This window comes from Roseibium limicola, from assembly GCF_017313085.1.
Classification (GTDB): Bacteria; Pseudomonadota; Alphaproteobacteria; order Rhizobiales; family Stappiaceae; genus Roseibium; species Roseibium limicola.
The window spans coordinates 214,976-229,818 of the sequence record NZ_JAFLNF010000001.1; the positions used below are offsets into that span (position 1 = coordinate 214,976).

A 14,843-nucleotide genomic window follows, 5' to 3' on the forward strand; every position below is an offset into this window, starting at 1 on the left:
CCATGCGTTCGACACCCGGATGGTCAGCAGCCCCCGCTGTTCCCATCCACATAGACCTAAACGAAAAACCCGGCGAAATCGCCGGGTTTTTCTAACTTTTCTATGGCTGACCGACAGATCGCTTAGCTATCGAGGAACGACCGCAGCTTGCGGGACCGGCTCGGGTGCTTAAGCTTGCGCAATGCCTTGGCTTCGATCTGACGAATACGCTCGCGGGTCACGGAGAACTGCTGACCAACCTCTTCCAAGGTGTGGTCGGTGTTCATGCCGATACCGAAGCGCATGCGCAGAACGCGCTCTTCACGCGGGGTCAACGAGGCAAGCACGCGGGTCGTGGTCTCGCGCAGATTCGACTGAATCGCTGCATCGATGGGCAGAACTGCGTTCTTGTCCTCGATGAAGTCGCCCAGATGGCTGTCTTCCTCGTCGCCGATTGGCGTTTCGAGAGAGATAGGTTCCTTGGCAATCTTCAGGACCTTGCGAACCTTTTCCAGCGGCATCTGCAGCTTTTCAGCCAGCTCTTCCGGGGTAGGTTCACGACCGATCTCGTGCAGCATCTGGCGTGATGTCCGGACGATCTTGTTGATCGTCTCGATCATGTGCACCGGAATACGGATTGTACGCGCCTGATCAGCGATCGAACGAGTGATCGCCTGCCGGATCCACCACGTAGCATAGGTGGAGAACTTGTAACCGCGACGATACTCGAACTTGTCGACCGCCTTCATCAGACCGATGTTGCCTTCCTGAATGAGATCCAGGAATTGCAGACCACGGTTCGTGTACTTCTTGGCGATTGAAATCACGAGACGCAAGTTGGCCTCGACCATTTCCTTCTTGGCGATACGTGCCTCGCGCTCGCCCTTCTGCACCATGGCAACAATGCGACGGAACTCGATGATTTCGAGACCTGTCTCGGTTGCCAGCGTCTGGATATCCTGACGCAGATCCCGGATGTTATCCTTTTCCTTGGCAACGAAGTTCTTCCACCCACGCGAGGAAAGATTCGCAACCTTGCGCAGCCAGTTTGGATCAAGCTCCGAGCCCTGGTACTGCTTCAGGAAGTCGGTGCGGTCGACCTTGTAGCTATCAGCCAAACGCAGCAGACGGCCTTCGTAGCCCATCAGACGCTTGTTGATGTCATAAAGCTGAGCCACCAGGGCATCGATACGATTCTGGTTCAGCGACAGGCTCTTCACATCAATAACGATGTCGTCCTTGAGCTTCTTGTAGCGACGCTCTTGAGAAGGAGACAGGCTCTTGTTGGCCAACTTGTTTTCGACCAGCTGGTCCTGCAACTTGCGCAGCTTCTTGTAATTATCGGCGATGTTGTCGAAGGTTTCGAGAACCTGCGGCTTCAGTTCCGCTTCCATCGCGGACAAGGAGACATTGGCTTCGAACTCGTCGTCGTCCTCGTCGTCGTCGCTGTCCTCGCCAGAGGTCTGGTCTTCGCCATCCTCGGACTTCTTGCCTTCGGAGAACTCACCGTCTTCGCTGTTTTCTTCATCGTCGTTGGCGCTTGGGCCGGCCTTTGCATCAGGTCCGGCATAAGTCGCTTCAAGATCAATGATGTCACGCAGAAGAACCTGAGCTTCATTCAGCTCATCGCGCCAAATGATGATGGCCTGGAACGTCAGGGGACTTTCGCAAAGCCCGGCGATCATCGCCTCTCGACCGGCCTCGATCCGCTTGGCGATGGCGATTTCGCCCTCGCGCGACAGCAATTCCACAGATCCCATCTCGCGCAAATACATGCGCACGGGATCGTCCGTCCGGTCAGCCGGTTCTTTTGTCGTCGTCGTTTTCGCTACCGCGGTCGGACCCGCCGTCGCCAACTCGCCACCGTCAACTTCCTCGGCAGCGTTCTCGTCAACTTCGTCGGAATCGATCACGTTGATGCCCATGTCGGACAGCATCGACATCGTGTCTTCAATTTTCTCGGAAGAAACCTGCTCGGAGGGAAGAACTTCGTTGAGCTCGTCATAGGTGACGTACCCACGCTTCTTCGCCGCCTTGATCATCTTCTTGACGGCTGCATCAGACAGATCCAGAAGCGGACCATCTGGACCGTCCGCAGCATTTTCCGGGGTGTCTTCCGACTGCGTCGCCTTCGATACCATATTTTGCTCCAACTCGCGGCCCGCGCCGCCGCGTCGCGTCAAAAATTCTGCTCAAAACCCTGGCCGTCAGCGCGCACGCATCATTAAGCTGCGCAAGCCGTACGGACCGTCTCGTCAAGTCAGGTCTGAGAATGGGTTGTAAGCCGTGTCCCTTAAGTCCCAATTAACCGTGAAAATTTTTCCTACCAGATACAGATCACCCGGATGCTCACACGGTTTCGCTTCCCAAGCGTGCCAATTGGCAATGCCTGGTCGTTCTTCTATGGGTTTGCAGCCTGGTCAAGACTTCTGGCCGGGGGCTCTATAGCCTGTCCTCGGCGCAATGTGCTGCAAATGTCTATTTAGCTCGCCTTTCGGGATTCGCAAGGGCGATTCGCGATTCGTCAATCAGATTGGCTCAAAAACTTCCTCAATTGGGTATATTTACCTGCCTAAGGACCCTCAAGACGGGAAATCTCGCTCCACTCAACGTGAGCGTCTCAGGCCAGCTTCAAGAAATCAGTAGAGAATCTATCGCCGCCGACCCACGCACGACGATCACCAACCCGGTTTTTGTGTCCCTCAAAATGGGGGGGGGATATCGGCAAAAGCCGGACCGACGCTCTCGTTGGACTTGGTATCCCCTTCACCAGAAGCGTTTGGGCGCGGCGCAGCCCCCTCCTCCTGAGAATCGGGGAAATATTCAGCTGGATAATCCCCTGCATAATCACCGTACTGATCAGCCGGATAGTCTCCAGAATAAGCTTCCGGGTAGTCACCTGAATAATCTCCAGGATATTCTCCTGCAGGCGCGACGGCACGACCTTGTTGGGCGTCGGAGGGATGCCCAACCGTTGCAGCGTGAACGTTAAGCCCCCCATGACTGCTGGCTTGCGCGCGGCTAGCTAAGTTTACGGACTGCTGCATCGGCGCAGCAGCAGCCGGTTTCTGCCGCAGCTTCTTGCCCCGTTCTGCCAGCTCGCCTTCGTCACGAGTACATTCCTCGCGACTTCGATTAAGGTCCTGAGACAAGCCCTGAATGCGCAGCCAACCCGTCTCATCAAGATCGGCCTCGGCCGCCTGCATTTCCTCTTCCAAGACCTTCTCCAGACGCTTCAGCTCCAGAACGTCCAGAAAATGCAGGAAGACAGCTTCAACGAAATCTTCCGGCGGATCATTTTTCAACAGTGGAAACCGTTGCACGAGAGCAGAGAAGCCAGTCGGGCGGGCGCGTCCGTCTTCAGCTGAAACTTCCGTCACCTCCGCCAGCAATTGCTGCAGTGGCTCATCGAACTCGCGCAAGGCTGCTTCGGCACTCAATGCCTGCGCTGGATCGGCCATTCGACACAAGACATCCCGAAACCGAGCGTGGAGTTGGTCTGAGAACCCGATCCCGGCCACGCGCTCCAAATGTTGATCGAGCAGATACGGGTACTTGAGGCACAAGCCACAAATCATCCGTTCCGTGCCGTGATGCGGCCCAAGCGGGACCTGCACACGCCCACCACCTGGCAGATGAGAACCGCCCACAGCCTGGCCGGTGCCATATGGTTTGCCCTGACCAAACGACTTGTTCTGTCCGTAGCCCTGCTTGCCGCCGCCATTGCCGCCAGTTCCACCGAACTGCCGCTGTGCTCGCGCAGCCTGAAAGAACAGGTTCGACAGCTTGAACTTGATGTCGAGCTGATAGCCACGACGCACCAAAGGATCATTTATCGCGCCGGTCAGCTCCCCGAAACGCTTTTCCAGAGCCGCCTTGCGCTCGGGCGTATCAAGGCGTGCAACGGAAACCTCCCTCTCCCATACCGCTTCAAACAGCGACTGAGCCCCGGCCAGTTCTGCTTCAAAGCCTGCGAGCCCCTTTTCCTTGATCAAATCATCAGGATCCATTCCATCCGGCAAAAAGCTGAACTGGAACGAATGCCCGCTGGAGAGAACAGGTAAAATGCGGTCGATCGCACGATGAGCTGCAGACACGCCTGCAGCATCTCCGTCAAAACAGACGATAGGTTCGGGCGCAAATTTCCAAAGACGCAGAATCTGATCTTCGGTAAAAGCCGTGCCCAGACTGGCCACCACCTCGTGGACCCCTGCCTGATGCAATGCGATGGCGTCCAGATAGCCTTCCACCACAACCGCCCGGCCAGACTTGTAGGCAGGTTCCCGCGCCCTGTGGGCATTGAACAGCATGACCCCCTTGTGAAACAGCGGCGTTTCGGGAGAATTCAAATACTTGGGCTGGCCATCGGGCTGCAGCGTCCGGCCACCGAAGGCGACCACACGACCGCGCTCATCCTGGATAGGGATCATCAAACGGCCACGAAACCGATCATAAGACGGGCGCCCGCCTTCCGGCTTGATCGCAAGCCCGGCCTCAATGATCATCTCCTCAGGAACATTCTTTCCCAGCAGGTATTTTTTCAGGCCATCACGACTATCCGGCGCAAGACCGAAGCGGAATTCCGATAGGGTTTGCGGTGTAAGCCCGCGCTTGTTGACGTAAGTCCGCGCCTCCACACCTCTCGGTCCGGCCAGCTGCTCCTGAAAATAACGGGCCGCCAGTTCGCAAACGTCAACAAGGCTCGCTCGCTTGTGCTCACGTCGAGCCGCCTGCGGATCGGGTGCCGGCATGGCAACACCAGCCTGCTCAGCCAGCCGCTCAACCGTTTCCGGAAAGCTCAGCCCTTCCGTTTCCATGACAAAGCGAAAGTGGTCACCAGACGCCCCGCAACCAAAACACTTGTAACGGTTGCGTCGATCATCGACGTGGAAGCTCGGGCTCTTTTCCTCATGAAACGGACAACACGCCCAATAGTCGCCCTTGCCCGGTTGAGTTTTACGCCGATCCCAGCTCACCCGGCGACCGACCAGATCTGACAAGGTCAATCTGGCGCGAATGTCATCGAGAAGGCGGTTATCAAAGCGCATAAGGTCGGTCTCGGCAGCCGAAGCCGCAATCATGGATCTAGGGACAAGGTGCGAAGGGCTGCTTATAGATGCGATGATCGCACCAACACCAGCCCCCTCGCAACCACTCTGGACAAACAGCCAAAGCAGAGCCACCCAATCAAGAGGCGGTTATTGTCAAAAAGAAGGAGAAAGGCTGGTATAATCCACGAGTTGAGACCCGTGGTGAATAACTTGGCAGGAATTTTAAGAGAGTTTTCCACTCTCGTCGCCATCCCCTGCCGGACGGGTGTCTGCGGCTCCATTTGAAGCGAGGGCAGACCCATTACTTCCCACACGCAACAGATCCCGCACGACGCAGGACGCCTTGACGAAATCCATCTGGCCTGGATATCGGGTTTTCAGCGCGCTCATGCAGCGCCCTATATCTCGTAGGCCGTGAGCGTCCAGATCAGTAACGGTTTCCGCACAGAGCGCCTGCATGGCATCTCCCTCGACTTGTCGGGGCAGAAACTCACGAATGATCTGGCTTTCACGCTTTTCTTGCTCAGCAAGATCCAGCTGCCCCATTTCCTCGAATTCGCGCGCGGAAACATCACGCTGCCGAACCATGGTCTGGAGCATTTCAACGATATCACTGTCCGCGACGCCATCACCTCCATGGGCTTTGGCCGCCTCGTCACGATCTCGAATTGCGGCCTGGATCAGCCGCAAAGTCGTCAAACGGCACTTGTCCGTACCGACCAGCGCTTGCTTGAGCGCACTGCTAATTGTATCGCGCTTCAACATATTTCCACCCAGCCGCATATCGCGACACTAGTGTGCAATTCGCTGCACCGCAACCCGCAATATAACAAGTTATTGAAAGTAAAAAGCTAATTTTAAATCAGCCAATGTTGACGATTTGCCTGCATTCCAATAAAGTCCGGCACTTAATGCAGACGGCATCCTTGGACGGGCTTTTAAGGCCCGAGCGCTCCCGCCTCTCTGCAGCGCATGATGTCACCAACAAATATCGGAAACAAGACATGACGACTGCCGACGCATGGTCCGTGAAACCAGCGACCGCCCTGCTTGTGCTCGCCGATGGAAGCGTTATTGAAGGCGAAGGCCTCGGCGCCACGGGCGACGCGGTCGGGGAAGTCTGCTTCAACACCGCAATTACCGGTTATCAGGAAATCCTGACCGATCCGTCTTATGCCGGTCAGATCATTACCTTCACTTTTCCGCATATCGGAAATGTAGGGACCAATGATGAAGACGTTGAAACCGTCGATATGGCTGCACAGACCGGCGTACGCGGCTGCGTCATCTGCGCCAGTATCACCGATCCATCCAACTATCGCTCCGCAAGTCATCTGGACGCTTGGCTCAAGGCACGCGGCCTGGTCGGCATTTCCGGCGTTGACACCCGCGCACTGACCAAGCTGATCCGTGAGAAAGGGATGCCCCATGCGGTCATCGCTCATTCACCAGATGGAAAGTTCGACATCGACGCCTTGAAACAGAAAGCCGCCGGGTGGGCTGGCCTGGAAGGCCTCGACCTTGCGAAAGACGTGACGGCCAAGGGCGCCCATGGCTGGACCGAGACCCCCTGGGTCTGGGATGCAGGCTACGGCCAGTCAGAAGCCGCCGAGTTCAACGTCGTCGCGCTGGACTTCGGCGTGAAGCGGAACATCCTGCGGCTCTTGTCGAACGCCGGCTGTAAAGTCACCGTCATGCCAGCAAGCTCTTCTGCAGATGAAGTTCTGGCCCAGAAGCCGGATGGCGTCTTCCTGTCCAACGGCCCGGGAGATCCGGCTGCGACGGGCGCTTATGCCGCCCACACGATCCGTGGCGTTGTCGATGCTGGTGTCCCCACCTTCGGCATTTGCCTCGGACACCAGATGCTTGCCCTGGCGCTCGGCGCCAAGACGATCAAGATGCATCAGGGACACCATGGCGCCAACCACCCGGTGCATGACTTCACAACAGGCAAGGTGGAAATCACCTCGATGAACCACGGCTTTGCGGTCGACACCGAGACACTGCCCGCCAACGTGGAAGAGACCCACAAATCCCTGTTTGATGGCACCAACTGCGGCCTGAAGGTCAAAGACAAGCCGGCCTTTTCGGTCCAGTACCACCCGGAAGCATCCCCAGGACCGCGCGACAGTCATTACCTGTTCCAGCGGTTCACCGACATGATGCGCGAGCACAAGACCAACGCTTGAGGCAGACCAACAAGCCCGGTCACTGATTGAACGACAAAAAAGCCCGGCTTCCTGAGAGGCCGGGCTTTTTTGTCTGAGCGCACCACCACCTAAGAGGATGGGCTACGCTTTTCGTACTCTACGGTGCCGGTATGCGACACTTCAGGAGGCAGCGCTCTTGCTGGCGGTTCCCCGGCAACGCCCCCCGACCGAAGCTGGCCTGGAAAGCGCCCCCCCCCAAACAGCCGATCAGCCAGCGTGAACCAACCGGTCCAGAGAGACCAGAAGCTCATCAACTTCCGACACCTGCTCATCGAGCAGAACCTTCTGTTCATGCAGCAAACTTTGCTGAGTTTCGCAGATCGTTTTCAATTCTTCGAACTGAGACTGACGCGGCTTTTCACCTTCTACCAGGCTGATCACCTTGCGGATTTCAACCAGCGTCAACCCGATCTTTTTTGCCTGCAGAATGATCCGCATACGCGATACTTCAGTCGCCCCGTAGAAGCGACGTGCGCCACGACGAATAGGGGTCAGAAGCCCCTTCTCCTCATAGAAGCGTAACGCCCGCAGCGTCACGTCAAAGAGGTCCGACATTTCAGAGATGGACAGAACCTGTCCCTCTTCCGGCCGATCGATGACAGGGCCTGCAATATCAGGCACCACCACCATGTTGGTTGCTATAGAGTTCATATTTTTATTGCCCGAGTTTTTTCGTTTTGGTGACGCGACGATCTGAGCATCTCCCGCTCATCAACAAGGGCCCACCTCCCCATTGACGAGCTCCCACCGGGAACATCGCCTCAATCACACTCCCGCCACGTTTTCATCAGCGGAAGTTTGACCGAAACATTCAGCCATCACGTAAAGTTTATTATGCCACTACCTTACTACCTTGTGGTTCTCAATCCACGCCATTTTTTGTGCATTTCGTTCGTAGAGAGCTAAAAACGCGGCTAAATTGCAATATTCGCGCAACCCAACTTTGCTAAAAAGTAATATTTATATAATCCTTTGCCAACCTAACGCGACGGATAATACAAGAGAAACATACAGAAATATTAATTATCAATATTATTGAAGGTCATTCTATTAAATTATACTAAGTAATAAAGAGGAAATCACAAAACAAACCTGAAGGAAATCAGCACCTCCGGATAAATATCACGAGGAGAATACTCAGGATTTATAGGGTTAGATTGTCGCCAAACCCAGCTTTATTCATAAAAATTGAATACAATCTAAGCCGCCAGCATGCTGTGTCAACTGACCTCAGTGCGTAACTGGCGCCTGAGCCTGCCGCCACCGCTTCGGAGACTGTCCAAACCACCGTTTGGCTGCGCGCGTAAAGTTCCCGACCGCAGAGAAGCCAACACGATATGAAATTTCAGAGATCGGCACCTCTGTATTGCGCAACAGCTCACTTGCCAACTCTCGACGCATGCGATCGTAGAGCCCCTGGAACGTCGCCCCGTTCTCCGCAAGTCTGCGCTGCAAGACACGTGGGCTCATTCCGATTTCCCGGGCCACCCATTCCAGGTTCAGATCCACATTCTCGATCTGCGCCAGGATCACATCACATACCTGCGTGACGAAATCCTTGTGCTGCTGCATGTCAGCAAGCCGACGAACCACAAGCTCTGTCAGAGCATCGAACAGCAACGCATCCGCACCGGCGCGTGGACGCGAGACCACCTCCAAATCAAAGACCACACGATTGCCACGAGTGCCAAACTGCACTGGAGCCCCCAGGACATTCGCATAGTAGCCACGCGGTTCCGGCCTCGCACGACACACTTCAACTCTCAGCGGCCCAAAGCCCGAACGCGCACCTTCACTGCGAAAACAGTTAGCGATCTCCGTTGCCACGCAATCGCTCAGATGCTCCGGACGAACCACAAGCGGAGAAAAGGACCAGACGAACGAGACCTCCCGCCCCTCCACCTGCACCTCACACTGCTTGAGATCGAGAGCTGCCGACATGAAATGCGCGATCAGCTGAAGGGAATCGAGCGGTGTCTGCGCATATCGAGCCGCCAGCCCAATCAACCGACCACGAAAAACCGGACTGCGCGTGCACCAGTGCAAACCCACATAAGGGTCATGCAGGCGTCGCGAGATGAAATCGAGAAGTTGAGAGAAATCAATCAGGGAAATGAATTGCTGCTGCCACTGGGAGGGAGCTCCAAAGCTCAAACCCAACTCATTGACGAGATCGTTCAGATCAAATCCCAACGGCCTGACATACGCATCAAGAGCCAACAGAACGCCGCCGTGGATTCGAGCCCCGGCGGAGCCGCCGCCACAACCTGCTGTGCTCTCTATGCGGGAAAGCTCTTGAAGCCCTTGCAGCATTTTCGTTATTTCGCTTTATAAGACAGCGCGTTAAGCCAATCCCTAACCGCAACCACTTGAACTTTTAGTCCTGAAAACTCGAAAAGAAAACCACAATTTACGATGTGCTAACCAAATCATTTCCTATGGTTAGCAGAGCGGGTCTTCATCGGGATTTATGACAATGATAATTCTAATAATGTCCTTGGCAATCTTTTTTCCCCATCGGCCTGACGTAGCCTGCACTCGCCCTCCCGTTGCGACGCCTACTTGCACACCGCAGGAGCTTGACCTCAAATACAGAGCCGACGAAATGAGCCAAAACACCACGTCCGATGAAAGATGCCATGCCTTCAATTGCCGACACTGTCATGACACCGGAACAATTTCGAACCTGGCGTAAATCACTTGGATTGAAGCAAAAAGATGCAGCCGATCTTCTGGGACTGAAAAAACGGATGATCCAGTATTATGAAAAAGGCCGACGAGATGGTCGCCCGGTGGAAATCCCCAAACCAGTTCGCCTGGCATGTTTCGCCTTGAGTGAGGGAATCGGAGATTTCGATGGAAAGCAGCCTCTCCCGCTAAACTTCTCGGGGTAAGGCCTCTGAAAAGCGGGCCTTGAAACAGCGTTTTTGAGCGAAGCGGCGCCCTTTAAGCGGACTTTTTGCCAGCAACCCGAGTTCTAGACAAAATATCCGCCTCCTTGGGGTTCCTTCCCGGGACTTCTTTGCATATAAGACGCGCTCAGCCAACAGTGTCACTCATCCAAGAACTGCGCCGATCCCTACAGGGGGCTCCTGTAAGGTGCCGGCCGCTGCGAGCCTCTATGCCCAAACGCACAGACATCTCCTCCATTCTCATCATCGGCGCCGGACCTATCGTTATTGGTCAGGCCTGCGAGTTTGACTATTCCGGGACCCAGGCCTGCAAGGCTCTGCGCGAGGAAGGCTACCGCATCATTCTGGTGAATTCGAACCCCGCGACGATCATGACTGATCCGGACTTGGCCGATGCCACCTACATCGAACCGATCACGCCGGAAATCGTCGCCAAGATCATCGAAAAGGAGCGCCCTGACGCGCTGCTCCCGACGATGGGCGGCCAGACGGCTTTGAACTGCGCCCTCGATTTGGAAGAAATGGGCGTACTGGAAGAGTTCGGCGTCGAGATGATCGGTGCCCGCGCTGATGTCATCGAAAAGGCAGAGGATCGCGAAAAGTTCCGCGCCGCGATGGATGCCATCGGATTGGAAAACCCACGAGCGACCATCGCCTCTTCGCCGGCCATCCGGAATGAGCAGGGCAAGATCACCGGTTACGATCGCGCCACCGGCATTATGGAAGCGCTGAAGGCCATTGACGACATCGGATTGCCAGCAATTATTCGCCCCGCGTTTACACTCGGCGGCACCGGTGGTGGCGTGGCTTATAACCGGGAAGAGTTCGAGACCATCGTACGCTCCGGCATCGAGGCCTCCCCTGTCGGTCAGGTGCTCATCGATGAAAGTCTACTCGGCTGGAAGGAATATGAGATGGAAGTGGTCCGCGACAAAGCGGACAACTGCATCATCATCTGCTCCATCGAAAACGTCGACCCGATGGGCGTTCACACCGGCGACTCGATCACCGTCGCACCAGCGCTCACCCTGACCGACAAAGAATACCAGATGATGCGCGACGCCTCGATCGCGGTTCTGCGTGAAATCGGTGTCGAGACCGGTGGTTCCAACGTCCAGTTCGCAGTGAACCCGGACGACGGACGACTCGTCGTCATCGAAATGAACCCACGCGTCTCGCGATCATCTGCGCTTGCTTCCAAGGCCACAGGCTTCCCGATCGCCAAAATCGCCGCCAAGCTCGCGGTCGGTTACACCTTGGACGAGCTGGAAAACGACATCACCGGCGGCGCCACTCCGGCATCCTTCGAGCCATCCATCGATTATGTCGTCACCAAGATCCCACGCTTTGCTTTCGAAAAGTTCCCGGGATCCGAACCGACGCTAACCACGGCCATGAAGTCTGTCGGCGAAGTCATGGCCATCGGTCGAAACTTTTCTGAGAGCCTGCAGAAGGCCCTGCGCGGTCTCGAAACTGGCCTGTCCGGCCTCGATGAAGTCGAAATTCCGGGACTCGGCCAAGGCGACGATTCCAACGCGATCCGCGCGGCTATCGCGACCCCGACCCCCACCCGTCTGCTCAACGTGGCGCAAGCCATGCGCCTTGGCATGAGTCTGGAAGAAATTCACGAGGCCAGCGCAATCAACCCATGGTTCCTGGAAGCCATGGCGCATATCGTCGAGATGGAAGAAAAGGTTCGCCAGCACGGCCTGCCGACAAATCAGACCGCCCTGCGCGAGCTGAAATCCATGGGCTTCTCCGATGTTCGCCTGGCTTCACTGGCAGATACGGACGAAAGCAAGGTAGCCAAGCTGCGGGCGGACATGGATGTGCACCCGGTTTACAAGCGCATTGATACCTGCGCTGCCGAATTCGCATCGCCGACGGCCTATATGTACTCGACTTATGAGACGCCATTCATGGGCGTCCTCAGCTGTGAATCCGAGCCGACCGACAAGAAGAAGGTTGTCATTCTCGGTGGTGGCCCGAACCGCATCGGTCAGGGCATCGAATTCGATTACTGCTGCTGTCATGCCGCCTTCGCTCTGGAAGAGGCCGGCTATGAGACCATCATGGTCAACTGCAACCCGGAGACCGTCTCCACCGACTATGACACGTCCGACCGTCTGTACTTTGAACCACTAACGAGCGAAGACGTGCTGGAAGTCCTGCGCAAGGAACAACAGAACGGCACCCTGCACGGCGTCATCGTTCAGTTCGGTGGACAGACGCCGCTCAAGCTGGCCCAGGCTCTGATGGATGCCGGCGTTCCGATCCTCGGCACATCACCGGACATGATCGATCTGGCAGAAGACCGCGACCGGTTCCAAAAACTCCTGGTCCGCAAGGGCCTGAAGCAACCTGAAAACGGAATCGCTTATTCGGTTGAACAAGGTCGTCTGATCGCCGGCCAACTCGGTTTGCCACTTGTGGTACGCCCCTCATATGTTCTGGGTGGCCGTGCCATGCAGATCATCCGCGACGAGGAAGCCCTGAACTCCTACCTGCTCGGCACGCTGCCAGAGCTGGTACCGGGTGACATTCGGGCCAAGTACCCGAACGACAAGACCGGCCAGATCAATACTCTGCTCGGTACCAACCCGCTGCTCTTCGACCGTTACCTTGAGGGAGCCACGGAAATCGACGTGGATGCCCTGTGCGACGGCAAGGACGTCTTCATCTGCGGCATTATGGAGCACATCGAGGAAGCCGGCATTCACTCCGGTGACAGCGCCTGTTCCTTGCCGCCCTTCTCACTGTCGGCGGAGATGATTGCAGAACTGAAGCGTCAGACCGAGATCCTCGCTCTTTCGCTGGAAGTCGGCGGTCTGATGAACGTGCAATACGCCATCAAGGATGGTGAGATCTACGTGCTGGAAGTCAACCCGCGCGCCTCGCGGACAGTGCCTTTTGTTGCCAAGACCATCGGCCAGCCAGTTGCAAAGATTGCCAGCCGCATCATGGCCGGCGAGAGCCTGGCATCCTTCGGTTTGACGGAGCCAAAGCTGAACCACATCGCCGTCAAGGAAGCCGTTTTCCCCTTCGCGCGGTTCCCGGGTGTCGACACGATCCTCGGCCCAGAAATGCGCTCTACCGGCGAAGTCATGGGCCTGGACAGCAAGTTCTCCACCGCCTTCGCCAAGTCGCAGATTGCTTGCGGCACAGGTGTGCCGGAATCCGGCACCGTCTTCGTCTCGATGCGAGATCAGGACAAGGAAGGCGTGGTCGAAGCTGTCCGCTCGCTCGAAGATGCAGGCTTCATGATCATTGCCACCAGCGGAACCCAGAAGTTCCTGAAGGAACAGGGCATTGACTGCGCCAAGATCAACAAGGTTCTGGAAGGCCGTCCGCACATCGTGGATGCCATCAAGAACGGCCAGGTCTCCCTGGTTCTGAACACGACGGAAGGTGCTCAGGCATTGGCCGATAGCCGCTCCATGCGACGTGCCGCCCTCTTGCAAAAAGTTCCGTATTATACGACGCTTGCCGGGTCGGTAGCCGCCGCCAAGGGAATTGTCGCCTATAAAGCCGGGTCCCTTGAAGTGAGGCCTTTGCAATCTTACTTCGGCTAAGGTTATTATCATCCAACTCCGGTCAGGAAAGTGCGTCTTTCCCGGCTGGGTTGTTTTTTGTTGAGCGGTCCTTTTGAAAAGCAGGACCCAAGGAACTGAAGGTCTGTGACCAATGGAAAAAATTCCGATGACCGCTGCCGGATATGCAAATCTTCAGACTGAGCTGAAGGAACGCACATCTGCAGAGCGCCCGCGCATCGTGGAAGCTATCTCCGAAGCGCGTGCCCATGGCGACCTGTCGGAAAACGCTGAATACCACGCAGCCAAGGAAGCGCAGAGCCACAACGAAGGCCGCATCGTTGAGCTGGAAGACAAGCTCTCGCGCGCCGAGATCATCGACGTGAGCAAGCTCTCCGGTGATGTTGTGAAGTTCGGCGCCACCGTGACCCTCATTGATGAGGACACGGAAGAAGCGAAGAAGTACACGATCGTTGGTGACGTGGAATCCGACGTGAAGCAGAACCGGATCTCTATCTCTTCCCCGATTGCCCGTGCCCTCATCGGCAAGTCCATCGGCGATAGCGTGGAAGTCTCGGCACCAGGCGGTGCACGCTCCTACGAAATCGAAGACGTTCAGTTCACCTGATTTTTGAATCTTCTCGTTCGAAGAAATCATTCTAATCAGCCAAGCCAAATGTCTGAAAAACGCAAAAGCGCCGCTCTATAGCGGCGCTTTTATGCATACAAGGGACACGATTGGCTAGATGTAAGCCTTCAACTGCTCAGCAAGAGCTGTCGGGTTGAAAGGCTTGTTAATCGCGCCCTGGGCGCCGATAGAGCGAAGGTAGTCAAACTCCCGCTCGCCCTTGGCTGTCAGGAAAACAACCGGAACATCAGCCATTCTGGCCTTTTTCCTCAGCATCTTCAGCGTTGTCGGGCCGTCCATCTCGGGCATCATGACATCGAGAATGATGAGGTTGGGAACCCACTCCTCGACCACATCCAGCGCTTCTTTGCCACTATCGACCCAGCGCACTTCATAGTCCCCAGACATCTCCAAGCCCATCTGGACCAAAAAACCGATATCCTCATCGTCGTCGACATGCAGCGCTTTAATAGCCATAAACTTACACCTTGACCCTAAATATTAGCTACCCCCCCCTGACTACTAGAAACAAA

10 protein-coding genes are annotated in these 14,843 nt (G+C 56.0%); 4 read left to right on the plus strand and 6 right to left on the minus strand.

The window, feature by feature from the left end:
* Nucleotides 1–122: 122 nt before the first annotated feature.
* The 3 genes from rpoD to J0X15_RS00940 form a co-directional block, all read right to left on the minus strand.
* Nucleotides 123–2,120 (minus strand): RNA polymerase sigma factor RpoD, encoded by a 1,998-nt coding sequence (gene rpoD, locus J0X15_RS00930; protein WP_206937421.1) that lies wholly within the window; start codon nt 2,118–2,120, stop codon nt 123–125.
* A 561-nt stretch (nt 2,121–2,681) separates the two neighbouring features.
* Nucleotides 2,682–5,027: a DNA primase gene (dnaG, locus tag J0X15_RS00935; RefSeq protein WP_206937424.1), complete on the minus strand. Its 2,346-nt coding sequence runs from the start codon at nt 5,025–5,027 to the stop codon at nt 2,682–2,684.
* A 225-nt stretch (nt 5,028–5,252) separates the two neighbouring features.
* Entirely contained in the window at nt 5,253–5,795 is a 543-nt protein-coding gene (locus J0X15_RS00940; RefSeq protein WP_206937426.1) for a GatB/YqeY domain-containing protein, read from the minus strand.
* A gap of 239 nt (nt 5,796–6,034) precedes the next feature.
* On the opposite strand from J0X15_RS00940, the gene carA reads away from it, so the two are divergent.
* Nucleotides 6,035–7,219: a glutamine-hydrolyzing carbamoyl-phosphate synthase small subunit gene (gene carA, locus J0X15_RS00945; RefSeq protein ID WP_206937434.1), complete on the plus strand. Its 1,185-nt coding sequence runs from the start codon at nt 6,035–6,037 to the stop codon at nt 7,217–7,219.
* Nucleotides 7,220–7,447: 228 nt separating this feature from the next.
* Here the strand turns inward: carA and J0X15_RS00950 are convergent, their stop codons facing one another.
* A complete protein-coding gene (locus J0X15_RS00950; RefSeq protein WP_209014983.1) occupies nt 7,448–7,891 on the minus strand; it encodes a MerR family transcriptional regulator in 444 nt (147 codons plus the stop codon).
* A gap of 579 nt (nt 7,892–8,470) precedes the next feature.
* Nucleotides 8,471–9,553, minus strand: coding sequence for a helix-turn-helix transcriptional regulator (locus J0X15_RS00955; protein ID WP_206937438.1), 1,083 nt, complete (start codon nt 9,551–9,553; stop codon nt 8,471–8,473).
* Between the two features lie 314 nt (nt 9,554–9,867).
* On the opposite strand from J0X15_RS00955, the gene J0X15_RS00960 reads away from it, so the two are divergent.
* From J0X15_RS00960 to greA, 3 genes are all read left to right on the plus strand, one after another.
* Nucleotides 9,868–10,134: a helix-turn-helix domain-containing protein gene (locus tag J0X15_RS00960; RefSeq protein ID WP_231710232.1), complete on the plus strand. Its 267-nt coding sequence runs from the start codon at nt 9,868–9,870 to the stop codon at nt 10,132–10,134.
* A 227-nt stretch (nt 10,135–10,361) separates the two neighbouring features.
* The gene (carB, locus tag J0X15_RS00965) at nt 10,362–13,724 is read left to right on the plus strand and encodes a carbamoyl-phosphate synthase large subunit (protein WP_206937450.1); all 3,363 of its coding nucleotides are present in this window, start codon (nt 10,362–10,364) and stop codon (nt 13,722–13,724) included.
* 112 nt (nt 13,725–13,836) lie between these two features.
* Nucleotides 13,837–14,310 carry a transcription elongation factor GreA gene (greA, locus tag J0X15_RS00970; RefSeq protein ID WP_206937451.1) on the plus strand — a complete coding sequence of 158 codons (474 nt, stop codon included), beginning with the start codon at nt 13,837–13,839 and terminating at the stop codon, nt 14,308–14,310.
* Nucleotides 14,311–14,424: 114 nt separating this feature from the next.
* On the opposite strand, the gene J0X15_RS00975 is transcribed toward greA, so the two are convergent.
* A complete protein-coding gene (locus tag J0X15_RS00975) occupies nt 14,425–14,787 on the minus strand; it encodes a response regulator (protein WP_206937454.1) in 363 nt (120 codons plus the stop codon).
* Nucleotides 14,788–14,843 lie beyond the last annotated feature (56 nt).